We start from the raw sequence: 23,299 nt of genomic DNA on the forward strand, positions 1-23,299 counted from the left end.
CCCCGCCAGGAGACCCGTCGGACGCGCGGCGCGCCTCACCAACCGCGTTCGCGCCACTCCGCCAGGTGCGGACGCTCGGCGCCCAGCGTGGTGTCGTCGCCGTGGCCCGGGTACACCCAGGTCTCGTCGGGGAGTTGGGCGAAGATCTTGGTCTCGACGTCGTGCAGCAGACTCACGAAGGCGTCCGCGTCCCCGAAGGTGTTGCCCACGCCGCCGGGGAACAGGCAGTCGCCGGTGAACAGGTGCGGGTGGCCGTGCGGGTCGTCGTAGACGAGCGCGATGGAGCCCGGCGTGTGCCCGACGAGGTGGCGCGCCGTCAGCTCGACCTCGCCGACCCGCAGCGTGTCGCCGTCGTCCACGAGGACGCCCGTCGGCACCGGGACGGCCTCGGCGTCGTGCCGCCCCGCGTACGTACGGGCGCCGGTCGCGGCGACGACCTCTTCGAGCGCCTGCCAGTGGTCACCGTGCCTGTGGGTGGTGACGACGGACGCGAGGCCGTCCTCGCCGACGAGGCGCAGCAGCGTCTCCGGCTCGTTCGCCGCGTCGATCAGCATCTGCTCGCCGGTCGTCCGGCAGCGCAGCAGATACGCGTTGTTGTTCATGGGGCCGACCGCGACCTTGGAGATCATCAGGCTGGTCAGCTCGTGCACGTCCGCGGGTCCGCCGACCTTCACCGCTCCGCTGTAAGCCATGCGCCCAGCCTAATGCCCGCCCCCTGGGCTGTCGGGTCCCCGTCGCCGGTACGTGGTCGGTGTGACCTGTGTGGTCCGCGTGATCTGCGTGGCCACCACTTCCGGCCGCGCCCCCGGGGGGAGAGCGGCCGGAGGGAATAGTTCAGAGTGGCGGAAGTGTTGGCAGAGGGCCGCTCGCGGAGAGGCCGGTTCCGGGCGTACGCCCTGTGAGCCAGCCGACGAGTGCCACGGCGGATCCCGTGATCACGAAGGGCTCCCCGCCGGGCGCGTCCGTCGCGCCCGTCTCCCAGTGGCCGCCGCCCTCGGCGCGCAGCTCCAGGGGCAGCGGAATCTCGGGGTGGCCGCGGAAGCGCGCGGCCAAGTTGGCGAGCTCCCGGCCGACGAAGGCGTCGGGAAGGTCCTGTAAGCCATAGCCGATACCGAGGTCCACGTGGTGCAGCTCGATCTCGATCCAGCGCCGGAAGGGCAGGGAAGCGGCGGTGTCCCGCACGCCGTTGCGCAGTTCCACGGCGCGGTCCCAGTCAGCCGCCGCCGGTGTGGCGGCGCCCGTCACGGCGTCGCGCTGCGCGGCGAACGCGCCGTCGAGGCGCGCGGAGCTGTGGCGCAGGTCGTCGAGGTGGGCGGCGAGGGGCCGCGCGGCGCCCCGCTCGATGTCGGCGTCGCGGGTCTCGCCGTCGGCGTACATGGGCCGGCCGCCCAGCACCTCGACCAGCGCGTCGGCGTTGCGCGCGAGGTGTGCGAGGACGTGGCCGCGGGTCCAGCCGGGCAGCAGGGAGGGCTCGGCGACGTCCGCGTCGCCCAGCGCGGCGGTGGCGGCGAGAAGGCGGCCGGTGGCTTCCCGTACGAGAGCGGAGTCGTGCGCGGGAGAAGTCATGATCCCCAAGTTAGTGGGGGCACTCCTTCGGGTGGAAGGTGGCGAAGGGGGCCGTAAATCGAAAGCACGTGCTATAGGCTCGAAGGGCAGTGTCGACCGGAAGCCAAGGACATTCGGACGACGCCACCCATACTCTTGGTCGGGGGCTCCCGCGCAGTCGAGGGCGCCCCGTTCTCACACGAAAGGTGCCAACCGGCGTGGCCGACCGTCTTCTCGTCCGTGGCGCTCGCGAGCACAACCTCAAGAACGTCTCGATCGACCTCCCTCGCGATTCCCTCATCGTCTTCACCGGGCTCTCGGGATCGGGGAAGTCCTCGCTCGCCTTTGACACGATCTTCGCCGAGGGCCAGCGGCGCTACGTGGAGTCGCTCTCCGCGTACGCACGGCAGTTCCTCGGCCAGATGGACAAGCCCGATGTGGACTTCATCGAGGGACTGTCACCGGCAGTCTCCATCGACCAGAAGTCGACCTCTCGCAATCCCCGCTCCACGGTCGGCACGATCACCGAGGTCTACGACTATCTGCGGCTCCTCTTCGCCCGCATCGGCAAGCCGCACTGCCCCGAGTGCGGGCGCCCGATCGCGCGGCAGTCGCCGCAGGCCATCGTGGACAAGGTGCTGGCCCTGGAGCCCGGCAGCCGCTTCCAGGTGCTCTCGCCACTGGTGCGCGAGCGCAAGGGCGAGTTCGTCGATCTGTTCAGCGAGCTCCAGACGAAGGGCTACAGCCGGGCGCGGGTCGACGGCGAGACCATCCAGCTCTCCGAGCCGCCGAAGCTGAAGAAGCAGGAGAAGCACACCATCGAGGTGGTCATCGACCGCCTCACGGTGAAGGACGGCGCCAAGCGCCGCCTCACGGACTCCGTGGAGACCGCGCTCGGCCTCTCGGGCGGCATGGTGATCCTCGATTTCGTGGATCTCGACGAGGACGACCCGCAGCGCGAGCGGATGTACTCCGAGCACCTCTACTGCCCGTACGACGATCTGTCCTTCGAGGAGCTGGAGCCGCGCACCTTCTCCTTCAACTCCCCGTTCGGCGCCTGCACCGAGTGCACCGGCATCGGCACCCGGATGGAGGTCGATCCGGAGCTGGTCGTCCCGGACGAGGACAAGTCCCTGGACGAGGGCGCGCTCCACCCGTGGTCCCACGGCCACACCCGGGACTATTTCGGCCGTCTCATCGGCGCCCTGGCCGACGCTCTCGGGTTCCGCATGGACGTCCCCTGGGCGGGCCTGCCGCAGCGCGCGAAGAAGGCCCTGCTGTACGGGCACAAGACCCAGATCGAGGTCCGCTACCGCAACAGGTACGGGCGCCAGCGGGCCTACACCACCGCCTTCGAGGGCGTCGTGCCGTTCGTCAAGCGGCGCCACCAGGAGGCGGAGACCGACAGCAGCCGGGAGCGCTTCGAGGGCTATATGCGCGAGGTGCCCTGCCCGGCCTGTGAGGGCACGCGGCTCAAGCCGATCGTGCTCGCGGTGACGGTGCAGGAGAAGTCGATCGCGGATGTCTCCGCGATGTCGATCAGCGAGTGCTCGGAATTCCTGGGCCGCATGACGCTCAACTCCCGCGAGAAGAAGATCGCCGAGCGGGTGCTCAAGGAGGTCAACGAGCGGCTGCGCTTCCTGGTGGACGTCGGCCTGGACTATCTGACGCTCAACCGCGCCGCGGGCACCCTCTCCGGCGGCGAGGCCCAGCGCATCCGGCTGGCCACCCAGATCGGCTCGGGCCTCGTCGGCGTGCTGTACGTGCTGGACGAGCCCTCCATCGGGCTGCACCAGCGCGACAACCACCGGCTGATCGAGACCCTGGTGCGGCTGCGCGATCTGGGCAACACCCTGATCGTCGTCGAGCACGACGAGGACACCATCAAGGCGTCGGACTGGGTCGTGGACATCGGCCCAGGGGCGGGAGAGCACGGCGGCAAGGTCGTGCACAGCGGCACCTTGAAGGAGCTGCTGGCCAACGGGGACTCGGTGACCGGTGACTATCTCTCCGGCAAGCGGCAGATCCCGATCCCGGACGTGCGCCGTCCCGTGGACCCGCAGCGCAGGCTGACCGTCCACGGCGCCCGCGAGAACAACCTCCAGGACATCGACGTCAACTTCCCGCTGGGCGTGCTGACGGCCGTCACCGGTGTCTCGGGCTCGGGCAAGTCCACCCTGGTCAACGACATCCTGTACACCCACCTGGCCCGCGAGCTGAACGGCGCCAAGAGCGTCCCCGGACGCCACAAGCGCGTCGAGGGCGACGATCTGGTGGACAAGGTCGTGCACGTGGACCAGTCGCCCATCGGCCGTACGCCGCGCTCCAACCCCGCGACGTACACCGGTGTCTTCGACCACGTCCGCAAGCTCTTCGCCGAGACCATGGAAGCGAAGGTCCGCGGCTATCTGCCGGGGCGCTTCTCCTTCAACGTCAAGGGCGGGCGCTGCGAGAACTGCTCGGGCGACGGCACCATCAAGATCGAGATGAACTTCCTCCCGGATGTCTACGTCCCGTGCGAGGTCTGCCACGGCGCGCGGTACAACCGGGAGACCCTGGAGGTCCACTACAAGGGCAAGAACATCGCCGAGGTCCTGGACATGCCGATCGAGCAGGCCCTGGACTTCTTCGAGGCGGTGCCCGGCATCGCCCGCCATCTGCGCACGCTGAACGACGTGGGTCTGGGCTATGTCCGGCTCGGCCAGTCGGCGCCCACCCTCTCGGGCGGCGAGGCACAGCGGGTGAAGCTGGCCAGCGAACTCCAGAAGCGGTCCACGGGCCGCACGGTCTATGTGCTCGACGAGCCCACCACCGGGCTGCACTTCGAGGACATCAGGAAGCTGATCACGGTGCTGGAGGGCCTGGTCGACAAGGGCAATTCGGTGATCGTCATCGAGCACAACCTCGATGTCATCAAGACCGCGGACTGGGTCGTGGACATGGGCCCCGAGGGCGGCAACGGCGGCGGTCTCGTCGTCGCCGAGGGCACCCCGGAGCAGGTCGCGGGCGTCCCGGCCAGCCACACGGGCAAATTTCTGCGGGACCTCCTGGGCGACCGCGTGAGCGACGCGACACCGGTGCGGAGCGCGGGCCGCAAGCCCGCGAAGAAGACGAGCGCCAAGAAGGCCACCTCTGCGGCGACCAAGAAGACGGCCACCGCAGCCACGGCCAAAACCACGGGCAAGAAGGCCACCGCGAAGAAGACGGCGGCGCGCAAGCGGTCGTGAGGCTGTAGAGGCGTAGGGGTCCCGTCGTGCCGCGGCACGACGGGACCCTTCGCGTTGCGTTGCGGGGCGGGACGCGGCAGGACGCGGCACCGGATGCGTCGGCGAGGGAGCACTCCACCACAGACGGTGACGTATCGTACGGAGCGTGACGATCAACGATCAGCAGACCCCGCGCCGTACCGTCCTGCGCGTGCCGGCGGTGGCCGGACTCGGCCTCGCCGTCACCGCCTGCTCCGACTCCTCCGGCGGCGGGGAGGAGCAGCCCGCCAAGGGCACCGCGACCCCCACGGCCCCCGTCGACCTCGGCCCCGCGAGCGGTGTCCCCGTCGGCGGGGCGAAGCTCTTCCGCGAGCAGAAGCTCGTGCTCTCCCAGCCGTCGAAGGGCGAGTTCAAGGCGTTCAGCGCGGTGTGCACACACCGTGGCTGCGTGCTGTCCACGGTCAAGAAGGAGGAGGGCGACTGCACCTGCCACGGCAGCCGCTTCAACGTCACCACGGGAGAGGTCATCAGAGGTCCCGCCACGAACCCCCTCCCCGAAGTTCCCGTACGGGAGAAGGACGGCAAGCTCGTGGCGGGCCCCGAATCCGGTTCCGGTTCCGGTTCGGGTTCCGGTTCCGGTTCGGGTTCCGGCGGGGGCTACTGACGCGGCGGACGGGGCGCGGTCCTCAGCCCACGCCCATCGGCCCTCCCCCGCCCCGCTCCCCTTCCCGTTCCCGCAGCGCCGTCAGCCCTGCGCCGACCACCGCACCGGCCCGGAAGAAGTCCCGGAACGAGAGGGACATCAGGTCCAACGCCTCCAGCAGCGAGACCACCGGCACGTTCCGGGCCTCCAGAATGTCCGCCGTCCAGAGCAGGAAGCGCGTGAACAGGGTTTGGTCGTCGACGTACAGCGCAGCCGCCAGGAACTCGGCGATGCAGGAGAGGTCGTCCTCCGTGCACCGCATCTGATGGCTCGTGTACGACTTCATGGCCGGAAAGCGCGCGGGCAGCGCGGCCAGCGTGTCCGCCACCAGGCGGTGCCGGTCCCGCATCAGCAGCGCGTACTCCTGATCCTCCAGGTGGGCCAGATCCGGCACCCGCGTGCCCCCGAGCACCGGCCACTCGTCGTGCACCAGGGAGGCGGCCGTCACGGCGTCGGGCGCCCACATGTCCACGCCCAGCGTCCGCGCGTACTCCCCGTCGGGGCCGAATCCAGCGCCGCCCGCCAGCACGGGAACGCCCGCCTCCTGGCTGGCCGAGACGGCGACGTAAGCGGCGGGTAACCGGACGGGCAGCGAGCACGACAGCGCAACGAGATGCGCGCCCGTGCGGTGCAGATGGTCGATCAGATGGGTGCCGGGCACATGCGCGCCGAGGAAGTCCACGCGCCAGCCCCGCAGCCGCAGCACCTCCGCGAGGATGCGCGCCGGAAGGGCGTGCCACTCCCCCTCGACGCACGCCACGGCGATACGGCCGCGGTACCAGGCGCGGGGCGCGGAGTGGGTCGCCGCGACCGCCGCGACGGCGCGGTCGCTGATGCCGGTGGCCACGTGCTCCGTCGCGACGCTGATCCGGTCGGCCGCCCAGTCCTCGCCGACGCGGTACTGCGCGGGCGCGATGATCCGCAGGAGCACGTCCTCCGGCTCCGTGCCCGCTTCGAGGGCGCCGTTCACCACGCGGAGTGCTGTGTGCTCGTCGCCCTCGGAGACCGCGGCGACGAACTCCGCGACGCGCGCTTCCAGCGTCGCTCCGTCAGGGCCCACCGCGGACGCCGCAGATCCCGCGGGCCCTCCAGACGGGCCGGTTACGTCCGGGCTTCTCTCGCCCGTGCCCGCTTCGTCCGAACTCTCTTCATCGTTCATCGGGTCTCAACATCTTCCCTCCTTACGGCCCCGGCCGCGTCGTCACACAGCGTCGTCACGCACGCGGAAGGGAGCGGTGATGGCCACGAGGGTCATGTCGTCGTGCTGCTGGCCCTCCAGCCACTGCATGGCCTGGCTCTGCACCCGTTCGACGAGCGCCGCGGAGGTCATCCGCGCGCAGGTCTCCAGGACCGGGCCGAGCCGTTCCTCGCCGAAGAGCCGTCGGCCGGTCGGGCCGCCGCGAGCGTCGGTGATGCCGTCGGAGTAGAGCAGGCAGCTCTCTCCGGGTCGTAGCGTCGTCTCGAAGCTGGTCGCCTCGATCTCGTCGAACACGCCGAGGACGGTCCCCTCTGTCGCCGCCTCCTCCACTCGGCCCTCTCGCCGGACGATCAGCGGCGGCGGATGCCCGGCCGTGGTCAGCCGCAGCGCGAGGCCGCCCTCCCCTTGCCGCACCGGCGTCACGGAGGCCAGCACGAGGGTGACGAAGCGCGGGCAGCCGGCGCTCAGCAGGGCGCCGTTGAGGGCGCGCAGGGTACGCGGATGGTCGTGCTGTTCCCACTGGCGCAGGGCCGCCAGCGTGTGGCGCACCCGGCCGGTCACGGCGGCGGCTTCGAGATCGTTGCCGCACACGTCGCCGAGCACGACGGTGCTCTCGTGCGTGCCGGGGGCGGGCGGGTAGTGGTCGTAGAAGTCGCCGCCGACCCCGCCGAGAGCGAGCGCCGGCCGGTAGGAACCCGCCAGGTCCAGGCCGTCGCGATCATCGCTCGGGAGCGCGGGCGGCAGCAGTCCCTCGCGCAGGACGTCGGCCGCCGCGGCCTGCTCGGCGTAGAGGCAGGCCGAGGAGAGCGCGGAGCCCGCGCGTGTGGCGAAGAGCCGCGCGAAGAGCACCTCGTCGTCACTGAAGCTGCCGTCCTCGCCGAAGCCGCCGTCCTCGCCGAAGCCGCCGCCGCCCTTCTCCGCGCTCCGCAGCAGCACGAGCGCCGAGGCGGGGACGAGGCCGCTGACCAGGGGCACGACGACGAAGTCGCCCACCTCGCCGAACCCCTCGGGCGGCACCCAGGACGGCAGGTGCGCGGGGTCGGTCCAGCCGGAGCGCGCCGGGGGCGCTCCGGTCAGTGCCTCCGCCAGGCCGGGGACGTCGCGCGGGTGGGCGCTCACGGTCCGTTCGGCGGCGCGTCCCGAGGCCCGCGCCCGGGCGGGTTCCTGGGCGGAGCCCGCACCCGAAGCGGGGCCCGCATCCGAAGCCGGGGCCGATCCCGACGCCGAAGCGGAAGCCGACGTCACCGTCAAAAGGCGCCCCTCGCGGTGACTGGTGACGACGAGGGCCGCGTCAGCGAGCCGCCCCGCAGCCAGCTCGGCGATCGACGCCCTGCACCGGTCAGGGCGCAGGCAGCCGACCAGGCTCTGTAACGCGTCCGCCAGGAACGCCATCCGCTCGTACTCGGCTCGCTCGTGCTCGGCCGTCGCCCCTGTGCGCCCCGCGCGTGCCGCTCCCTCGTCGGTCTCCGTCAGCCACCACGCGTCACCGCCGCGGCCGAGGGGACGCCGCCGCGCTCTGACGCAGCGGTCGGCGAGGCGTCCGCGCACCTCGTCGGGGCTCCGCCCCGTCCCGCCTTCCCGCTGTGCGAGGAACGCCCTGGTCAGCCAGTGCGGAATCGACGCCTCCGCGAGCGGCCTGCCGGGCGCGAGCCCGGGGAAGGCGGCCTGCGCGTGTCCGTTCGCGAGGATGACCAGTCCGGACCCGTCCAAGGCCAGCACCGGCCCCGGTGCGCTGTCGGTGACGGCGCGCCAGAGGTCAGGGAGGTCGAGGTCGGAGGACGGCAGCAGAGGTGCGGCTGACCGCGAGGGACGGGGTGCGGGCATTGGGACGACCTCACGACAGGACGTCACAGCGGGTGCCACCCGTAGTGCGGGTGATCACCTGATGCGGCTCTCTATGGGCTCGTTCTCTGGGGCTCGATGAACGGAAACCGTCTCGCCCGGGAGTGGACCTACGCAAGCGACATGGGCATTGCGTTCAAAAGACGTGCACAGATAGTCGTGACTCGCTCGGCAGAATCCGTTTCATGTCGTGTCCCGCAATGTTTGCGACCATGCCACCGGCGCTCCCCCGCAGCCCTCCGCGCCGCCGCTCAGCAGTTCCCTCGCAGGCGGGGGCGTACGCGCCCCGGCGCGGGAATGACTCAACCGTCAGATACACGCGGCGTGTTGTTCGCACCGTTTTCTCGCGCGGCCTCTGGTGTAGACCGGTCCCCCTTGGGACGCTGTGCCGCGCTGTGCGCAGGAAGCGCATGGAACACACGTGTTTGTGGGGGATGCTGTGACTCAGACCCAGATCCACGCACGCAGAAGAAGAAGACTCCTCACCCGCTCCCTGCTCTCCGCCACGGCCGTCTCCGCGCTCGCGGCGGGGCTGGCGGCACCCGCGGGAGCCGTCGCGCCACCCGATCGGCCCGCGCCCGAAGCGGCATCTCTCGCGACATCCTCGACGGGCGCCGCGACCACTCCGGGCATGGCGACCGCACCGGCCACCGCGACCGCACCGGCCACCCCCGGCACCACGACCGCACCGGGCACGGCCGGCGACGGCATGGAGCTGTCCCGTGAGAGCCGCCCCGTCGCACCCGGCGCCACGCTCACCTCCTTCGAACGGCTGGAGCCCGACAAGTGGCTGCGGGCCGACGCCCTCAGCCTGGAACTCGGCAGCGGCACGCGCGGCACCCGGACCGACTACCTCTCCTCGGGCAAGGTCTCCCAGCGCAAGACCGTGAGCGAGCTGACCAAGCAGCACGACCCCGGCGAGGGCCGCCGTACCGTCGCCTCCCTCAACGCCGACTTCTTCGACATCAACGAGACGGGCGCACCGCTCGGCCCCGGCGTGCGCGAGGGCGAGCCCACCCACTCCCCCGCTGCCGGGAACTCCGCCGCCGTGGGCATCGGCCCCGAGGCGGCCGGCCGCGTCCTGGACCTCTACTTCGAGGGCACGCTCACCCTCCCCGACGGCAAGGAGCCGCTGGGCGGCTACAACGCGGCCAACGTGCCGGGCAACGGCATCGGCGCGTACAACTCCCAGTGGGGCGACGCCGACCGCGCGATGACGGCCGACGGCGCCGCGGACACCGCCGAGGTGACCGTCAAGGACGGCAAGGTGGCCTCCATCGCGGACACGCCCGGCAAGGGGCCGATCGAGGAGGGCGCCACGGTGCTGGTCGGCCGCGACGTCGGCGCGAAGACCCTGGACTCCCTGGACCCCGGCGATCCGGTCTCGGTCGAGTACCACGTGCGGACGGACGACGGGAGCCCCGTGCCGCGTACGGCCGTCGGCGGGCGCGGGCTGCTGGTCGTGGACGGCGAGCCGCAGGACTGGGAGGGCGGGCCGAACAACACGGCGGCGCCCCGTACCGCCGTCGGCTTCTCCAAGGACGGCTCGACGATGCACGTCCTGACCGTGGACGGACGGCAGGCGGCCTCGGGCGGGGTCACCCTCACCGAGCTGGGCCGGATGATGGACGAGCTGGGCGCGTACAACGCCCTGAACCTCGACGGCGGCGGCTCCTCCACCCTGCTCGCCCGCGAGCCCGGTGCCGAGGAGCCCCAGCTGGAGAACTCCCCCTCGGACGGGGAGGAGCGCGCGGTGCCCAACGGGCTGGCGCTGACCGCGCCGGAGGGCAGCGGACGGCTGGACGGGTTCTGGGTCGAGACGGCAGCCGACCCCGAGCGTGCGCCGACGGCGGACAACGTCCCCGGCGGCCACCCCGAGCGGGTCTTCCCCGGGCTGACGAGGAAGCTGACCGCCGCCGGCTACGACGAGACGTACGGCCCCGCCGACGGCACCCCGGACTGGCGCGCCGAGCGCCCCGCCGTGGGCCGCGCCGACGCCTCCGGGGTCTTCCACGCCCGTCGCACGGGCAGCACCGAGGTGACGGCCCATCAGGGGCGCGCGAAGGGTTCGGCCGAGCTGGAGGTCCTCGGCGAGCTGGACCGCGTACGCGCCACCCGTGACCGCGTGGGCCTCGCGGACGCGCAGGCCGAGGGCTCCTTCGGGATCCTCGGCTACGACGCGGGAGGCACGAGCGCCCCGGTGGAACCGGCCGATGTGCGGCTGGACTACGACCGCTCGCGGTTCACCATCACCCCCGACACGGCCGCCGGGGGCTTCACCGTCAAGGCCCGTCCCGGCCAGGAGGCCGCTTCGGGGGTCGTCGACGTCACGGTCGAGGGGCGTACGACGCGGCTCGCCGTCACCGTCGGGCTGCACGATCAGCGGGTCGCGGGGTTCGACGACGCGGGGAGCTGGAAGTTCAGCGCCGCGCGCGCCGAGGGCTCCCTCGCGGCGGAGCCTGCGGGGCACACGGGTACCGGGCTGCGGATGCGCTACGACTTCGGCAGGTCGACGGCGACCCGCGCCGCCTACGCCACCCCTCCGGCGCAGATCCCCGTCGAGGGGCAGCCGCAGAGCTTCACCATGTGGATCAAGGGCGACGGCAGGGGCGCCTGGCCCTCCCTCCACCTCAAGGACGCGATGGGCACGGACCATGTGCTGCGCGGCGCGAACGTCGACTGGACGGGCTGGCAGGAGGTCACGTTCCCCGTTCCGGGGGCGGTCGCGTATCCGGTGAGCGTGTACCGCTTCTATCTGGCCGAGACCCGGCCGGCCGAGCAGTACACGGGCGACGTGGTGCTCGACGAGCTGGTGGCCCGCACCCCGCCGGACGTCGATCTGCCCGCGACGCCCCGCCACAAGGACCCGCTGATCTCGACGGCCGCCGACACCCAGGGCCGCGACTGGCGCTTCGCGGTCATGTCGGACGCCCAGTTCGTCGCCCGCGCGCCGGACAGCCCGCTGGTGCGGCAGGCCCGTCGCACCCTGCGCGAGATCCGCGCGGCGAAGCCCGACTTCGTCGTCATCAACGGCGATCTCGTCGACGAGGGCTCGCCCGAGGATCTCAGGTTCGCGCGCTCGATACTGGAGGAGGAGCTGGGGGACGCCGTGGACTGGTACTACGTACCGGGAAACCACGAGGTCATGGGCGGCAGCATAGACAACTTCGTCCGTGAGTTCGGTCCGACGCAGCGCACCTTCGATCACAAGGGCACCCGCTTCGTCACTCTCGACACCTCGTCCCTGACGGTGCGCGGCGGCGGGTACGCGCAGTTCCAGGAGCTGCGGCGAGCGCTGGACTCGGCGGCGAAGGACCGTTCCGTCAGCTCGGTCGCAGTGCTCCAGCACGTCCCGCCGCGCGATCCGACCGGCCAGTCGGCGAGCCAGCTCTCCGACCGGATGGAGGCGGACCTGCTGGAGGACTGGCTGAGCGACTTCCAGGACCGTACGGGCAAGGGCGCCGTCCTCATCGGCGCGCACGCGGGGGCTTTCGACGCCTCGCGGGTGGACGGCGTCCCGTATCTCGTCAACGGCAACTCCGGCAAAGCGCCGGCGGCGGGGGCCGCTTCGGGCGGGTTCACGGGGTGGTCGATGCTGGGCGTGGACCGGGGCACGCCCAGAACGGGCGGCGCCGGCTCAGATTCCGGTTCGGGCCCGCGCTCCGGCTCCGGCGGCTGGATCTCCGCGCAGACGCGGGCCCATGTGGACGGCCTCACCCTTGAGGCGCCGTCGGAGCTGTCCGTGGGGGACTCGGCGAAGACACCGGCGACCGTCCTCCAGGGCGAGGGCGCGGCGGCCCGTGCCATACCGGTCGCCTGGCCCCTCAGTGCCGACTGGTCGGGTTCGCGCGGCCTGTGCGTGAAGGGGAGCGGGAAGAAGGGGCGCTGCGTCGCCTCCTACTCCCCCGCCACGGGAGTCCTGACCGCCCTGCGCCCCGGCACGGTGACCCTCGCCGTGACGGTGAACGGCGAACGCGCGGAGCGCCGGGTGGTCGTCGCCCGCTGATCCGGTGCTCCGGGGCCGGAAAGGGCCGGAAGGGCACCGGAAACGCCGACGGGCGGCGGGAGGGATCCTCCCGCCGCCCCATGCGGCGCGTGCGCCGCGCGGCCGTACGGCGGGGCGGCCGTACGGACGGACGTTACGACGCGTCCGCGTTCTCCTTGTCGGCCTTCTCCTGCTCCGCCTGCTCGGCCTTCGCCTGCTTCTTGGAGGCCATGAGCGAGGTGATGGTGGTGACGACGAGCACCGCGCAGATCACGCCCAGCGAGACCGGGATGCTGATCTCCGGGACGTGCACCCCCAGCTCGTGCAGGGCGTGCAGCACCAGCTTGACGCCGATGAAGCCGAGGATGACGGACAGCCCGTAGGACAGATGGACCAGCTTCTTGAGCAGGCCGCCGATCAGGAAGTAGAGCTGCCGCAGACCCATGAGGGCGAAGGCGTTGGCGGTGAAGACGATGTACGGGTCCTGGGTCAGACCGAAGATCGCGGGGATGGAGTCCAGCGCGAACAGGATGTCGGTGGTGCCGATCGCCAGCATCACGAGCAGCATCGGCGTCATCAGCCGCTTGCCGTTCTCGACGATGAACAGCTTGGTGCCGTGGTACTTGTTCGTCGACGGGAAGCGGCGCTCGACGGCCTTCATCAGGCGGCCCTCTTCCCACTCCTCGTCCTCCTCGCCTGCCCGCGCTTCCTGGATGAGCTTCCAGGCGGTCCAGATGAGGAAGGCGCCGAAGATGAAGAAGACCCAGGAGAAGGTCGAGATGATCGCGGCACCGGCCGCGATGAAGACGGCGCGGAGCACCAGCGCGATCAGCACACCCACCATCAGCACCCGCTGCTGGTAGATGGTGGGGACCGCGAACTTCGCCATGATCAGGACGAAGACGAACAGGTTGTCGACGCTGAGCGACTTCTCCGTGATGTAACCGGCGAAGAACTCTCCCGAGGGCTGACCGCCCTCGAAGAGGAAGAGGCCGACGCCGAACAGTGCGGCGAGGACGACCCAGACGATCGTCCAGGTCCCGGCCTCCTTCAGGGAGACCTCGTGGGGCTTACGGCCCCCGATGAAGAAATCGACGGCGATCAGGGCGCACAGACCAACGATGGTCAGCACCCAGACCGATAGGGACACGTCCATGAACGCAACCTCCGGCTTGCATGTTCGCATGGGCCGGAGGTCTCTTCCGCCCAGTGACAAGTGCCGCTGGACCGACGTCCCGGGATCGGACGAGCCGATCCGTATTGACGAGAACGCCGCGAGGCTGGGAATACTCCCCTCCGCACAAGGAACAGTAAAGCAATACCAAGCAATAGTAAAGAGCGCAGGTAGGGGGCACGACCATGCATCCGTACGGGGGAACGGGACGGGGCATGGAACCCCTGGTCAGAGCGGCCTCAGCACGCTCAGTGCCCGTAGACGCGCCGGGCCGCGGCGACCTTCCCGAGCACCTGCGGGATCACCTGGCTGTGGTCCGGAGCCACTGAGGGCTCATACGTCCACGCGTGTCCCACCCAGGGATCCGCGAGGTGGCCGCTGGCCACAGGGGTGACGCGCAGCAGGGCCCGCCACAGCGGATCGAGCACCGGGCCGTAGGCACGCGCGTCCTCGCGGTCGGCGATCAGCATCAGGTTGACCCCGACGGAGGGGCCCTCGTCCGCGAGGTAGCGCAACTGGGTGACGGCGCGGTCGTCGAAGCCGTGCGGGAAGTCGTGGACGATCAGCAACTGCTCCGCGGTGTCGAGGTCGGGCGGCAGCGCGTCGGCCGCGCCGCTGCGCACGGCCATCTGCACCAGGTCCACGCGCTGCGTCAGCCGCTCCAGCGTCCTGGCCACCCCGGCGGCGCCCGCTGCCGGGGGCTCGGCCAGCACGCCGCTGTCCACGAACGGGGCGAGGGCGGGGGCCGCGGTTCCGGCCGGGTCGATCACGTGGAGCGTGAAGTCCCCCACGGGGTAGACGGCGGCGAGCCGCGCGGCGATGGCTGTTCCGGCTATGGCGGCACGGCGGCGCAGTTCGTCCGCGTCGGCGAGCGAGGCGTCGGCGGTCCCCTGCTCACGGCCGCTGTCGATCCACAGCCCGCGCTCCATCGGCAGCCGCACCAGCATCGGGATGCGCAGCCCGGCCGCCTCGCTCTCGGTGAGGCTGAGGTCCCCCAGGCGCATCGCCATCGGCACCTCCATGGGCACCTGGTACGCCTGCCACACGGGGCTGTCCCAGCCCGCGAAGGCGGGCGGCAGCGCGGGCTCGACCACCTCGGACTCGGCGGCCAGCTGGGCAACGTCGCGGTCCAGCACCGCGCGGGCCTGCTCGACGAGGCGGGCGTGCTTGTCCCCCGCCTCCTTGCGGGCCGCGTCCGCCACGGGGCCGACCCGGGTGCGGGGGTCGGAGAGGACCTGGTCCAGCTCCTGTTCCTGCCGCGACTCCGCGAAGTCCACGGCCGAGCGGTACGCGGCGACCGTACGGGCCAGGTCCTCGAACATGCCCCAGACCTGGTTGTAGAGCCGCTCCTCCATCGACCACCCGGCGGCGTCTCCGGCCACGGGGGCGTGCGGATCGCCGCTCGTCGGCGGCGCGGTGGGCGGTGCGGGCGGTGGCGGGGGCGGAGCGGCCGGGCGGCGGCCGGGGTGCTGGTAGTCGATCGGGCCGCCGGGCCCCGTGGCGGCTGGGGCGGCACCCGCGCCGGGGACCGGTCCCGGTCCCGGCGCGCCGAGGGAGCCGTCGGCGGACGGCGTCCCCGCGCCGCTTCCTGGTGCGCCGCTACCGGCCGTCGCGCCTCCGGTGGCCGGGTCGCCCCCGCCCCCCTGGCCCGCACCCGCCTGGGTGCTGGTGTGGCCGGAGGACGCGTGGGCGCCGCTGCGGGCGCGGGCCGCGCCGGGCGGGCCCGCCGGGGGCGCGACGGAGCGGGCCAGCCCCGCGGCGACGGCCTCGTTGATCGTGGCGGCCAGCTCGTCCGCCTGTGGCAGCCCCTGGTCGGCGAGCATGGCGGCGAGACCGCCCGCGTACCCCTGGCCGACGGCGCGCACCTTCCAGGCGTTCTGCCTGCGGTACAGCTCGACGGCCACGACAGCCGACTCCGCGTCAAGACCCGTGACGGTGTAGCTGGCGACCTCGTCGCCCTCCAGCCCCGTGACGGCGACGAAGGGCGCCGCGAGGGTGCCGAAGGAGGCGGGGCCGCCGACTCCGGCGGGCAGTGCGAGCAGCACGTTCACCCGGTGGACGTCGGCGGGCAGTGCGCCGAGATCGACGGCGAGCCTGTGGTCGGCGGCGGCCTGGCGGGAGACCTCCAGGCCCGGAAGACGCGGCTGTGCCGGGTGGGCGATCCACTCCGCTTCGCGGACCCGCCCCTGTTCGTCGTTCAGGCTCGCCCCCGCCACGACCGGCTTCCCCGCCGAGATCCGGATCTCCAGGCGGGTCTCCGGCAGTGGGTGGTTCTGCCCCCGGACAAGCTCGGCCGTCATCCTCACGTCCCCCCTCGTGGCGCCCGCGCGGGCCGGTTCTACAGGTGCGGCAGGATCGCCGGCATCAGGTCCTGGAACGTACGGCCGTTGGCAGGGTTGCCCACCGCCGTCATCTGCCAGCCGCTGCCCTGACGGTGCACCTTGGCCATGATCTGGGCGGTGTACTGGCCGCCGCCGGTCAGTGTGTAGCGCGCCAGTTCCTGGCCGTTGGTCTCGTCGACGAGGCGGCAGAAGGCGTTCTCGACCTCGGCGAAGGTCTGCCCGGTGAAGGAGTTCACCGTGAAGACGATCTGGTCGATGTGGACGGGCACCCGCTGGAGGTCGACCATGATCGCCTCGTCGTCGCCGCCCTGGCCCGCGCCGCCGACCAGGTTGTCACCGGTGTGCTTGACCGAGCCGTCGTCGCTCACCAGGTGGCGGAAGAAGACGACGTCCACCGGCTGCTTGTCGGCGAACAGCACGGCCGAGGCGTCCAGGTCGATCTCCTTGGAACGCTTGCCGAACAGGCCGCGGCGCGGCGCCGACTTCCAGCCCAGGCCCATGCGCACCGCGTTCAGCGTGCCTCCGTCGCTCTTCTGGAGACTGATCGCCTGCCCCTTGGACAAGTTGACCGTCACGTGCGTTCCCCTCTCGACATGGCTGGCCGCCGTCGCAGCCGACGGCTGTCACGCACCGCACCCTACGCATGCGCGCGCGGGGCCCGGACCGCCCGTCCCCCTTTGTGTCGTTCTTGCAACACTCCGCTGGTACGGGCGGGGGCCGGACGTGCTCACGCGCGTTACTTGAGCCCCGCCTCCTTCATCTGCCGCAGCTCCTTCTTGAGCTCCCCCACCTCGTCGCGCAGGCGCGCGGCGACCTCGAACTGGAGATCCGCGGCTGCCGCGCGCATCCGCTCCGTCATCTCCTCGATCATCTCGGCGAGTTCGGCCGCGGGCCTGTCGGTGAGCTGCTCGTCCTCGCCCTTGGCCTTCTTGCCCTTGCCCTTGCCCGCCGACTTGGCGGGGGTCGGCGCCTTGCCCTTGGTGCCGCCGCCGTCCTTGCCGCCGCCCTTGCGCTCCTGGCGGTAGCCCGAGCCGAGCAGTTCCTCGGTGTCGATGTCCTCGCGGGCGATGTCGGCGACGATGTCACCGATCTTCTTGCGCAGCGGCTCGGGATCGATACCGCGCTCCGTGTTGTACGCGATCTGCTTCTCGCGGCGGCGGTTGGTCTCGTCGATGGCCTTCTCCATGGCCGGGGTGACCTTGTCCGCGTACATGTGCACCTGGCCTGAGACGTTGCGCGCCGCGCGGCCGATCGTCTGGATCAGGGAGGTTCCCGAGCGGAGGAAGCCCTCCTTGTCCGCGTCCAGGATGGCCACCAGCGACACCTCGGGGAGGTCCAGGCCCTCACGGAGCAGGTTGATGCCCACCAGCACGTCGAACTCGCCGCTGCGCAGCTCGCGCAGCAGCTCGACCCTGCGCAGCGTGTCGATGTCGCTGTGCAGATAGCGGACCTGGATGCCCAGTTCCAGGAAATAGTCGGTCAGGTCCTCGGCCATCTTCTTGGTGAGGGTGGTGACGAGGACCCGCTCGTCCTTCTCGGTGCGGGTGCGGATCTCGTGGACCAGATCATCGATCTGCCCCTCGGTCGGCTTGACGACGACCTCGGGATCGATCAGGCCCGTCGGGCGGATGACCTGCTCCACATAGCCGTCGGAGCGCGACAACTCGTACGGTCCGGGGGTCGCCGAGAGATAGACCGTCTGGCCGATCCGCTCGACGAACTCCTCCCACTTCAGCGGCCGGTTGTCGATCGCCGAGGGCAGCCGGAAGCCGTGATCGACCAGGGTGCGCTTGCGGGCCGCGTCGCCCTCGTACATCGCGCCGATCTGGGGGACGGTCTGGTGCGACTCGTCGATGACGAGCAGGAAATCGTCCGGGAAGAAGTCGAGCAGCGTGTGCGGCGCTGTGCCCGGCTCGCGGCCGTCGATGTGCCGGGAGTAGTTCTCGATGCCGGAGCAGGTGCCGATCTGGCGCATCATCTCGATGTCGTACGTCGTGCGCATGCGCAGCCGCTGGGCCTCCAGCAGCTTGCCCTGCTTCTCCATGGAGGCGAGCTGCTGCTCCAGTTCCGCCTCGATGTCCGCGACGGCGCGCTCCATCCGCTCCGGGCCAGCGACATAGTGGGAGGCCGGGAACACGTACAGTTCCTGATCGTCCGAGATGACCTCGCCGGTGAGCGGGTGGAGCGTCGAGAGCGCCTCGATCTCGTCCCCGAACATCTCGATGCGGACGGCCAGCTCTTCGTAGACGGGGAAGATCTCGATGGTGTCGCCGCGCACCCGGAAGGTGCCGCGGGTGAACGAGACGTCATTGCGCGTGTACTGGACCTCCACGAAACGGCGTAGCAACTGGTCCCTGTCGACCTCTTCGCCGACCTTGAGCGGCACCATCCGGTCTACGTATTCCTGCGGCGTGCCCAGACCGTAGATGCAGGAGACGGAGGCGACGACGACTACGTCCCGGCGGGTGATCAGCGAATTCGTCGCACTGTGCCGGAGCCGCTCGACCTCCTCATTGATGGAGGAATCCTTTTCGATGTAGGTGTCCGTCTGGGGGACGTACGCCTCCGGCTGGTAGTAGTCGTAATAGGAAACGAAATACTCCACCGCGTTGTTCGGCATGAGCTCGCGGAACTCGTTCGCCAACTGGGCGGCCAGGGTCTTGTTCGGCGCCATCACCAGGGTGGGGCGCTGGAGCTTCTCGATCATCCAGGCGGTGGTCGCCGACTTTCCCGTGCCGGTCGCGCCCAGCAGCACGACATCCTTCTCACCTGCGCTGACGCGCTGCGCTAGCTCGGCGATGGCCGTCGGCTGGTCACCGCTGGGCTGGTAGGGGCTGACGACCTCGAAGGGCGCAACCTTGCGTTCGATCTGGGTTTGGGGCCGCATGCGATCCACCGTACGACTCGCCACTGACATCGACCTCGCGCAAGGCGAGTCCCGGACGCTATACGTTCACATCACGGCCACTCCGCTTCTGCTTTCGTGTATCGCGCAACGGGAATCCTCTTCGCTGTCCGTGCACGGTCGATCGCGAGGAGTCCCGAATGTTGATGCGCCCCGCCGTAGCCGCCACCACCGGCGCTCTCCTGGGTATGTCCGCACTCATCCTCTCCGCCAGTCCCTCCCACGCCGCCCCTCAGCGGGCCGACAAGACAGAGCCACCCACGACCGTCGCCCACAGAGGCGCCTCGGGCCACGCTCCCGAGAACACGCTCGCGGCGGTCGACAAGGCCCGCAAGCTGGGCATCAGCTGGGTCGAGAACGACGTACAGCGCACGAAGGACGGCAAGCTGGTCGTGATGCACGACACGACGCTCGACCGTACGACCAACGCCGAGAAGGTCTTCCCGGACCGCTCCCCCTGGAACGTGTCCGACTTCACGGCCAAGGAGATCGCCAAGCTCGACGCGGGAAGCTGGTTCAGCGAGAGCTACCAGAACCAGAAGGTCCCCACGCTGGACCAGTACCTCGACCGGGTCACCCGCAACGGCCAGAAGCTGCTGATGGAGCTGAAGGCGCCCGAGCTGTACCCGGGGATCGAGGCCCAGGTGCTCAAGGAGCTGACCAAGAAGGGCTGGCTCGACGGGCGGCACCTCAAGAGCAAGCTGGTCGTCCAGAGCTTCAACGCCGACTCGGTCAAGAAGATCCACGGCCTGAAGCCCGCGCTGAAGACGGGCTTCCTCGGCAACCCGCCCAAGAACGAGCTGAAGACCTACGCGGGCTTCGCCGACCAGATCAACCCGAAGTACACGACCGTGTCCAAGGAGTACGTGGACGCCATCCACAGCGTGAAGGGCCCCCACGGCAAGCCGCTGGAGACGTACGCCTGGACGGTGAACGACGCCGCCACGGCCCGCAAGGTCGCGGACGCGGGGGTCGACGGGATCATCTCCAACTATCCGGACGTCGTCCGGCAGGAGACCGGCGGCTGATCCGGACCGCCGGTACGGGCAACGGTCGGGAAGGGGCCGTTCCGGATCCGCTCCGGAGCCGTCCCCCGGCCGCCCCGGGGCCGCTTGTCAGTGGGCGGCTCTAGGGTTCCCGTATGACTGAGACGACGGCGAGCACGGCCCGTTCCTGTGCGTGGGCGGTACGGGACACCCCCCTCGGGCCGCTGCTGCTCGCCGCGACCGGCGAGGGCCTGGTCAATGTGGTCTTCCACGCCGACGCGCCCACGGCGGACAAGGCGCTCACCCGACTGGCGGGACGCCTGCGCTGCGAGCCCAGGCCCTGGAGCGGGGCGGTCCCGGGCGGGCCGGTGCCCGCGGGCGCCGAGGGCCCCGGTCCGGAGGAGATACGGGACCCGGCGGACGCCGTCCTCGGCGAGGCCGTCTCCCAGCTCGACGCGTATTTCCGCGGCGAGCTGCGCGCCTTCACCGTGGACCTGGACTGGTCCCTGTCCGGAGGCTTCCACGCACGGGTTCTGCACGCGCTGCACGAGTCCGTCCCCTTCGGCGCCACGGTCGGCTATCAGGACCTCGCCGACCGGGTCGGGGAACCGGGCGCGGCGCGTGCGGTGGGCGCGGCCATGGGCTCCAACCCGCTGCCGGTCGTCGTCGCCTGCCACCGCGTGGTCGAGAGCGGCGGCGGCATAGGCGGCTTCGGCGGCGGACTGGAGACCAAGCGCACGCTGCTGGCCCTGGAGGGGCTGCTGCCGGAACCGCTGTTCTGAGCCGGATCGGCGTGCCCCGGTCTCTGGGGGTGCGGTCCTGGTTCGCGTGGTCCGGGTCGCGTGGTGGGCGCCGCTCGTGTGCCATGGCTGGTACGGCCGCCACGGCCCGGAGGAGGACGGATCATGACGGTGCCCCGTTCAGCGTTCACGCAGCACACCCCCGTACGGCGCGCTCCTTCGCCGTACGAGCCCGCGCGGCTGCGGCCCAGCGCTGAGCCGCCCTCGCGGGCACGGTCGTCGCAGGGTCGGCCCTCGCAGGAACGGTCGTCGCAGGGGGCGTCCGCTGTGGAGCGGCAGCGGGCGGTCACCTTCTGCTCGCTGGACACGCTCAGGGCACGGGGCTGGACGCCCGGACTGATACGCGCTCTGCTCGGCGGGCCCGACCGGACGGAGCCCATGGAGCTGTATCTCACGTCGCGGGTCGACGAGGCCGAGCGCGATCCCGTCTTCGCGCGCACGAGCACGACGCGCCGACGCCGCGGCGAGGCGCTGCGACGGGCGGCTGACCGGCGCAGGGAGCGGGCGCTCGAAGCGGTCAGGACGGCGCCGATGAAGTTGCCGCGGCTGTCCCCCGGCGAGCTGGCGCGCCGCGCGGTCGAGCACCGCAACGTGCGGGACGCGCAGCGCGCCGCCGACAGCTGGGGCCACGTCCCCAGCCCCGCCACGGTGGACACGGCAGATCCGGCAGCGCTGGCCCGCTGGCAGGTGCGCTATCTGTACGAACTGCTGGGCGACCGGCACTCCCTGCTGGAGGCCCTGCCGACGACCGAGAGCCGGGACGAGGGCACACGGGTGCTGCGCGGGCGGATGTACGGGGCGATAGCCGCCGCGTATCCGGCGCTGGCCGGGGAGTGCCGCCGCCGGGCGGCGGCGGAGGCCGGAGGCCGCCCCGCCCCCACCCCCTCCACCGCACGGAGAACAGCTCCACGGCGGCCCTGACCGCGCGACGCGCCCGGGGGCCGGAGCGGGCGCCAGGGAGGCGGAACGCGTGGACGGACGGCAAAAGCATGGCCCGCGCACGCTCCTCGGTGACAGACTCCCGCCGTGACCGACACCCATCACGAGGCCGACACTCCTGACATAGGCAAGGGCGCACGCCCCTCCCCCAGTACCGGCCGCAGCACCTCGGACCCGGCGGCCCCCACGGCGGACGCGGTCGATCCGGCCACCGGAGCGGCCGTACCCGGCCCACCCGGCCCACCCGCCGTATCTGGCGCATCCGCTCCACGCGAGCTGCCGGGCGTGCCAGGACTCCCCTCGCGGGACGGCCTCCCCGCGCTGCGGCGCCGTACGAACGCCGTGCTCATCGTCAGTCAGATCCTGGGCGGCCTCGGCGTGGCGACGGCCATCGCGCTGGCCGCCGTACTGGCCAAGGACATCGGCGGCTCGGAGGCGGTCTCCGGGCTGGCCTCCACCTCGTCGGTGATCGGTACCGCGCTGCTGTCGCTCCCGCTCGCCTCGCTGATGGCGGCGCGGGGCCGTCGTCCCGGACTCACCCTCGCCTATCTGATCGGGGCCGTCGGCGGCGCGGTCGTCGTGGTCGGGGCCGCCCTCGGGAACTTCCCGCTCCTGCTGTGCGGCATGACGGCCTTCGGCGCCGGCAGCTCCGCCAACCTCCAGGCCCGCTTCGCCGCGGCCGATCTCGCCGAGCCCGACCAGCGGGGAAGGGCGATCTCCACCGTCGTCTGGGCCACGACCATCGGCGCGGTACTCGGCCCGAACATCGCCGCTCCGGCCGGACGCAGCGTCGTCGGCCTCGGCATACCGGCCGCCGCTGGCCCCTTCCTCTGGGCGACCGGGGTCTTCGTCGTGGCCGCCGCACTGGTCCACGTACTCCTGCGTCCCGACCCCCTGCTCACGGCCCGCGCGCTCGCCGCGGCGGACGCGGCCCACGCGGCGGCGGAGACGGGCAATGCGGAGGCAGGAACCGGTACCAGTACCGGCACCGGCGCGGAGGAGCGTTCGCTGCGGGCCGGTCTGGCCGCGGTCGCCGCCTCTCCGCGCGCACGACTCGCCCTCGCCACGATCGCGGGCTCGCACACCGCCATGGTCTCGATCATGGTCATGACGCCGGTCGACCTCGGTCACCACGGCGCCGGAATCGAGCTGATCGGCCTCGTCATCAGCGGCCACATCACCGGGATGTACGCGTTCTCGCCATTGATGGGCTGGCTCGCCGACCGCATCGGGCGGCTCAGCGTCATCTTCCTGGCCCTCGCGCTGCTCGTCTGCGCCGCGGCCCTCGCGGGGACGTCGGACGGCAGCCACGTCCAGTCGGCGGCCGGGCTCTTCCTCCTCGGCCTCGGCTGGTCGGCGGGCCTCGTCTCGGGCTCGGCCCTGCTCACCGACTCCGTGCCCCAGGCGACACGCGCCGCGGCCCAGGGCCTCTCCGACCTCACCATGAACGCGTGTGCCGGAGTCGGCGGAGCCCTCTCCGGGCTCGTCGTCGCGCAGGCCGGATACGGGTGGCTCAACGTGATGGGAGCGGCGCTGCTCCTCCCCGTCGCCGCCCTCGCGCTCCTCGCCCTGAGACGGCGCGAGTGACCCGGGCGGCCCAGCGCTAGGCCGTTCGCCGTCCCCCGGTCGTGTCAATCTCGCGGGGCCCGAATCCGGCCGTGGACCGGCCCGTAG

At 71.5% G+C, this 23,299-nt stretch carries 15 protein-coding genes; 7 read left to right on the forward strand and 8 right to left on the reverse strand.

The window, feature by feature from the left end; translation table 11 throughout:
- Positions 1-35 precede the first annotated feature (35 nt).
- Positions 36-692 (reverse strand): MBL fold metallo-hydrolase, encoded by a 657-nt coding sequence (locus tag ACYVOO_RS12770; protein WP_461015766.1) that lies wholly within the window; start codon positions 690-692, stop codon positions 36-38.
- A 142-nt stretch (positions 693-834) separates the two neighbouring features.
- On the reverse strand, positions 835-1,566 hold the full coding sequence (locus ACYVOO_RS12775; RefSeq protein ID WP_461015767.1) for a maleylpyruvate isomerase family mycothiol-dependent enzyme: 732 nt from the start codon (positions 1,564-1,566) through the stop codon (positions 835-837).
- 197 nt (positions 1,567-1,763) lie between these two features.
- Here ACYVOO_RS12775 and uvrA point away from each other — a divergent pair, with 197 nt between their 5' ends.
- Both uvrA and ACYVOO_RS12785 read left to right on the forward strand, forming a co-directional pair.
- On the forward strand, positions 1,764-4,772 hold the full coding sequence (gene uvrA / locus ACYVOO_RS12780) for an excinuclease ABC subunit UvrA (protein WP_461015768.1): 3,009 nt from the start codon (positions 1,764-1,766) through the stop codon (positions 4,770-4,772).
- A 151-nt stretch (positions 4,773-4,923) separates the two neighbouring features.
- Complete coding sequence (locus ACYVOO_RS12785; protein ID WP_461015888.1) at positions 4,924-5,415, forward strand: Rieske (2Fe-2S) protein; 492 nt, start codon at positions 4,924-4,926, stop codon at positions 5,413-5,415.
- A 22-nt stretch (positions 5,416-5,437) separates the two neighbouring features.
- Here ACYVOO_RS12785 and ACYVOO_RS12790 read toward each other — a convergent pair whose 3' ends face one another.
- Positions 5,438-6,514, reverse strand: coding sequence for a cobalamin B12-binding domain-containing protein (locus tag ACYVOO_RS12790; RefSeq protein ID WP_461015769.1), 1,077 nt, complete (start codon positions 6,512-6,514; stop codon positions 5,438-5,440).
- Positions 6,515-6,655: 141 nt separating this feature from the next.
- Positions 6,656-8,476 (reverse strand): PP2C family protein-serine/threonine phosphatase, encoded by a 1,821-nt coding sequence (locus ACYVOO_RS12795; protein ID WP_461015770.1) that lies wholly within the window; start codon positions 8,474-8,476, stop codon positions 6,656-6,658.
- Positions 8,477-9,125: 649 nt separating this feature from the next.
- Between ACYVOO_RS12795 and ACYVOO_RS12800 the strand changes: the two genes are divergently transcribed.
- On the forward strand, positions 9,126-12,500 hold the full coding sequence (locus ACYVOO_RS12800) for a phosphodiester glycosidase family protein (RefSeq protein ID WP_461015889.1): 3,375 nt from the start codon (positions 9,126-9,128) through the stop codon (positions 12,498-12,500).
- 133 nt (positions 12,501-12,633) lie between these two features.
- Here ACYVOO_RS12800 and ACYVOO_RS12805 read toward each other — a convergent pair whose 3' ends face one another.
- The 4 genes from ACYVOO_RS12805 to uvrB form a co-directional block, all read right to left on the reverse strand.
- Positions 12,634-13,635, reverse strand: a complete 1,002-nt coding sequence (locus ACYVOO_RS12805; protein WP_461015771.1) for a TerC family protein — start codon at positions 13,633-13,635, stop codon at positions 12,634-12,636.
- Between the two features lie 266 nt (positions 13,636-13,901).
- Positions 13,902-15,953: a TerD family protein gene (locus ACYVOO_RS12810; protein WP_461015772.1), complete on the reverse strand. Its 2,052-nt coding sequence runs from the start codon at positions 15,951-15,953 to the stop codon at positions 13,902-13,904.
- A 38-nt stretch (positions 15,954-15,991) separates the two neighbouring features.
- Complete coding sequence (locus ACYVOO_RS12815; RefSeq protein WP_453345205.1) at positions 15,992-16,570, reverse strand: TerD family protein; 579 nt, start codon at positions 16,568-16,570, stop codon at positions 15,992-15,994.
- A gap of 161 nt (positions 16,571-16,731) precedes the next feature.
- Positions 16,732-18,882: an excinuclease ABC subunit UvrB gene (gene uvrB, locus ACYVOO_RS12820; RefSeq protein ID WP_461015773.1), complete on the reverse strand. Its 2,151-nt coding sequence runs from the start codon at positions 18,880-18,882 to the stop codon at positions 16,732-16,734.
- Between the two features lie 158 nt (positions 18,883-19,040).
- On the opposite strand from uvrB, the gene ACYVOO_RS12825 reads away from it, so the two are divergent.
- The 4 genes from ACYVOO_RS12825 (at position 19,041) to ACYVOO_RS12840 (ending at position 23,212) form a co-directional block, all read left to right on the forward strand.
- Positions 19,041-19,928 carry a glycerophosphodiester phosphodiesterase gene (locus ACYVOO_RS12825; protein ID WP_461015774.1) on the forward strand — a complete coding sequence of 296 codons (888 nt, stop codon included), beginning with the start codon at positions 19,041-19,043 and terminating at the stop codon, positions 19,926-19,928.
- A 113-nt stretch (positions 19,929-20,041) separates the two neighbouring features.
- A complete protein-coding gene (locus tag ACYVOO_RS12830; protein WP_461015775.1) occupies positions 20,042-20,668 on the forward strand; it encodes a methylated-DNA--[protein]-cysteine S-methyltransferase in 627 nt (208 codons plus the stop codon).
- A gap of 123 nt (positions 20,669-20,791) precedes the next feature.
- A complete protein-coding gene (locus ACYVOO_RS12835; RefSeq protein ID WP_461015776.1) occupies positions 20,792-21,607 on the forward strand; it encodes a hypothetical protein in 816 nt (271 codons plus the stop codon).
- Between the two features lie 303 nt (positions 21,608-21,910).
- Positions 21,911-23,212 (forward strand): MFS transporter, encoded by a 1,302-nt coding sequence (locus ACYVOO_RS12840; protein ID WP_461015890.1) that lies wholly within the window; start codon positions 21,911-21,913, stop codon positions 23,210-23,212.
- The last annotated feature ends 87 nt before the right edge of the window (positions 23,213-23,299 follow it).

This window comes from Streptomyces daliensis, assembly GCF_054782395.1.